Annotated in this window: 2 protein-coding genes; both read left to right on the top strand. The window is 52.0% G+C overall.

Annotation, left to right across the window (positions count from 1 at the left end):
* Positions 1 to 2,601, top strand: a 2,601-nt coding sequence (locus BZG79_RS13105; RefSeq protein ID WP_206779499.1) for an SbcC/MukB-like Walker B domain-containing protein, incomplete at its 5' end; no start/stop codon positions are given.
* A 122-nt stretch (positions 2,602 to 2,723) separates the two neighbouring features.
* Positions 2,724 to 3,320, top strand: a 597-nt coding sequence (gene phoB / locus BZG79_RS13100) for a phosphate regulon transcriptional regulator PhoB (RefSeq protein WP_077774618.1), incomplete at its 3' end; no start/stop codon positions are given.

The raw sequence follows: 3,320 nt of genomic DNA, 5'->3' as shown, positions 1-3,320 counted from the left end.
GGGTTAGACAGCCAAATGCATGAGCAAAATATGGCGCTGAATGCACAACAGCAAAAGTACCGACACGCCCAACAAACACTCACGCAAACGCGTGAAAAATCTCAACAACAGGCGCAGCGAGCGCGCGTATTAGAGCAGGAGATTGCGCGTTACGGGGACTTTTCACATATTGCTGAGCATTATCAGCCAGTATTCGACAATCTTCGCCAATACTTAGACTGCCAAGACACCCTGACCGCGTTACAAGAAGAATATCAAACGCGTTACCGCCAACGTCAGCTGTGGGCACCACAACGAGAGAAAATTGACCAAGATATTGCGCAGGTCGATGACAGCAGCGTGCAATTGAAAACCAAGCGTCAGGCGGCAAACCCTGAATCCTTGTTCGCGGCACAAGAAGCCGACCAAGCACGTTATGCCAAGCTTCAGCAGCAAAAACGGCAACAAGAGTCACTGCTCCATGAGGCGCAAAATTGGCAATATTGGCAAGAACGCTGCCAGCATAACCATGTAGAGTTTGAAAAGCATGAAGCGATTTATCGCGACAGCCAAACGCATTTAGACCGACTTAAAGAGACGCTGACCCGTGAACAGGCCCAGGTTGATGAAGCGCAACATAGCTTGCAACAAGCAATGGCTGTTGTCGAGTTAGACGATCTTCGTCAAGCGCTGAAAGAGAGCGATCCGTGTCCGTTATGTGGGGCAACTGAGCATCCTTACTTGCATCACGCACCGGCAATTGAAGGCATGATCGCGCAGCAACAGTCGCGTGTCGATGCGTTGCAAGCCTCTTATAATCAACACAACGCCGAATACTATTACTGGCAAAAGCAGCATCAACACAGCCAGCATGTCTGTGCCGAACTACGGGAGCAGGGCTTAGTGTGGCAGGCTGAGCGGCAGCAGTATGAGCGCGGGCTACGCGACGCAATGGTAGAGCTTGGGTGGCAGTTGGCGCCTGAACACCCCCTCGATGAGACGTTGAGCGAGATAGAAGCGCACGCAAAACAAACCGACAGCGACTATCACGCTTGTTATCAGGCGATCACTGCACGTCAACACCAGTTAGCGCAAATTCAGCAAATGGATGCCGCGTTGAGTGATTTACAACACGCACGAGAACAGCTTGTTGCGCGCCGACATCAACTGGATCAGTCATTGACCGAGTGTGAGACGCGGCTGAGCGCCATTGATGAGCAGTGGCAGCAACAACACGAACAGCTGACGCGCGTGAGCCAAGCGCTTGATCAGCAACTCGGTGCAGGACAGTGGCTCACAAGCCTGCAACAGGTGGGCGCCGCACGTTATATTCGCCAGATGGAGCAAAAAATTCAGGGCTATCGTGCGCTGCAGGACGAAAAAACATCGCTTGCCACGCAAAAACAACAGATAGAGACCGAGCTAGCGTCATTAACCCAGCAGTGTCAGAGCCTGTCAGAGGACACGCAGGCACGGCAAGCGCAATTAGTGAATCTGGCGCAAGCGCATCAACAGCGCAGCGCGGCGCGTCAGGCGTTGATCCCCGATTCAGACTTGGCGGCGCTTGAACAGGCGTATAAATCAGCAATCGAGGCGCAAAAGACTAAGCGTGCGCAGGCTGAGCAAGCCTATAGCCAAGCCAGTGAAAAGCGGGCAGGGGTACAGGCACGTCAGCAAACCTTGCGCCAACAACAGCGAGAGGCTGCGCAACAGTATCGCGCCAGTGTTCGACGTTGGGTCCAATGGCAGCCGACACTAGCCATGCATCAATACGACATCCTCCAAGCTTTATCTTACTCTGAAACCTGGCGAGCCAGTGAGCGGGAAGCGATCAGTGAAGTAGAAGCGGCTTACCAAGAAGCTAACACGCGCTTAGACGAACGTCAGCAACAATTAACCCATTGCCAGCAGGCGATGGCCGCGGCGCAAGTGTGGTTTGATGAGCAGCAGCTACCGGATGATGATGCCGCGTTGACCGCCCAGCACGATGCCTGGCAACACGCGTTAGAAGACGCCGAGCAGCAGCTGTTTACCTTGCGTCACCAATTAACCGAATCAGAGAAGGCCAAACAGCAGGCCGGATCGCTGACCGAGAAAATTGACGCGCAGCGTAGCCAAACAGAACAGTGGTTAAAACTGGCCGATTTAATTGGCTCGGCCAGCGGAGCTAAATTCCGTAATCTCGCACAATCGCTGACGCTGGCGCAGCTGGTCGAGATTGCCAATGAGCATTTGGCCTCATTATCACCTCGTTATGCGTTACAAACCGTGCCCGATAGCTTACTGGCGTTGCAAGTCGTTGATCATGATATGGGCGATGAAGTACGCAGTGTTGAGTCCTTATCTGGCGGTGAAAGCTTTCTAGTCTCTTTGTCACTGGCGCTTGCGCTGGCATCATTAGCGGCGGATACACGGCAACTTGGATCCTTATTCATAGACGAGGGCTTTGGCACACTGGATCCGGAAAGCCTGGAAATGGCGTTGGCCTGTTTAGACACCTTACAAGCCGACGGGCGGCAAATTGGGGTCATTTCCCATGTAGGCACACTGGTTGAGCGCATTGGTGCGCAAGTGCGCGTCGATATTCAAGGTGGGGGCGCTAGCCGCGTCCTGGTCACATAGCAAGGTGTTGGCTAGGTCACAGCCTGTTAACACAACGCGAAATTTGCTCGCGCCGGGTCACAAAAATGTCATAATAAATGCACATAATGGCGCCAGTTAAATGATAACACTAGGTAATTATCATGGTTAGACGGATTCTCGTTGTTGAAGACGAAGCCCCCATTCGCGAGATGCTTTGTTTTGTCTTAGAGCAAAAAGGCTATCAAACGGTTGAGGCAGAAGACTACGACTCAGCGCTGGCGCAAATATGCGAGCCTTACCCAGAAATGATCCTCATGGATTGGATGTTACCTGGTGGATCTGGACTCAACTTGATTAAACATTTGAAGCGTGAAGAGCTTACGCGTCAAATCCCAGTGGTGATGCTGACCGCTCGGGGCGAAGAAGAAGATAAAGTTCGAGGCCTTGAAGTGGGTGCCGATGATTACATCACCAAGCCTTTCTCACCGAAAGAGTTAATCGCACGACTGAAAGCGGTCATGCGGCGTGTCTCACCGACCACGTTGGAAGATGTGATTGAAGTGCAAGGTCTAAAACTCGACCCGGTTTCACACCGTGTTACAGCGAATGATGATCCCCTTGATATGGGGCCAACCGAGTTCAAACTTCTACATTTTTTTATGACTCACCAAGAGCGTGTCTATAGCCGTGAACAGCTGCTTAACAATGTTTGGGGCACCAATGTTTACGTTGAAGATAGAACGGTTGATGTGCATATT

Origin of the sequence: Salinivibrio sp. MA427 (assembly GCF_001996115.1) — a bacterium.
Taxonomy (GTDB): domain Bacteria; phylum Pseudomonadota; class Gammaproteobacteria; order Enterobacterales; family Vibrionaceae; genus Salinivibrio; species Salinivibrio costicola.
The sequence above is the reverse complement of the archived record's forward strand: the minus strand, read 5'-3'. Positions and strand labels throughout refer to the sequence as shown.